The sequence below is a fragment of the Streptomyces sp. SID13726 genome, assembly GCF_010548375.1.
Classification (GTDB): Bacteria; Actinomycetota; Actinomycetes; order Streptomycetales; family Streptomycetaceae; genus Streptomyces.
The window spans coordinates 1-426 of the sequence record NZ_JAAGLY010000521.1 but is presented as its reverse complement, the minus strand read 5'-3'; the positions used below and the strand labels follow the sequence as shown (position 1 = coordinate 426).

The following is a 426-nucleotide window of genomic DNA, read 5'->3' as shown; positions in this document are numbered from 1 at the left end:
CGCGCGCAGCCCCTCGTCGGCACGCACCGCCGCGTCTCGCTGCGCGGGTACCAGTCCTTCGGGGCCCGCTTCGCCCTCGCCCAGCGGCGGGTGATCCTCGGCGACGAGATGGGACTGGGCAAGACGATCCAGGCACTCGCCGCCCTCGCGCACCTCGCGGCTCAGGGGCACCGCCACTTCCTCGTGGTCTGCCCGGCCGGGGTCCTGATCAACTGGACCCGCGAGATCGAGGCGCGCAGCACCCTGCGCGCGGTCGCCCTGCACGGTCCCGGCCGGCACGACGCGTTCGCGGACTGGCGGGGGGAGGGCGGGGTGGCCGTGACCACCTTCCAGGCGCTGACCGGATTCCCCGAGCCGGCCGCCGAGGAGCTGGGGATGCTCGTCGTGGACGAGGCCCACCAGGTCAAGAACCCGCGGGCGCAGCGC

Annotated in this window: 1 protein-coding gene; it reads left to right on the top strand. The window is 75.1% G+C overall.

The features are described from left to right. Positions 1-426, top strand: a 426-nt coding sequence (locus tag G3I78_RS48910) for an SNF2-related protein (RefSeq protein ID WP_239158494.1), incomplete at both ends; no start/stop codon positions are given.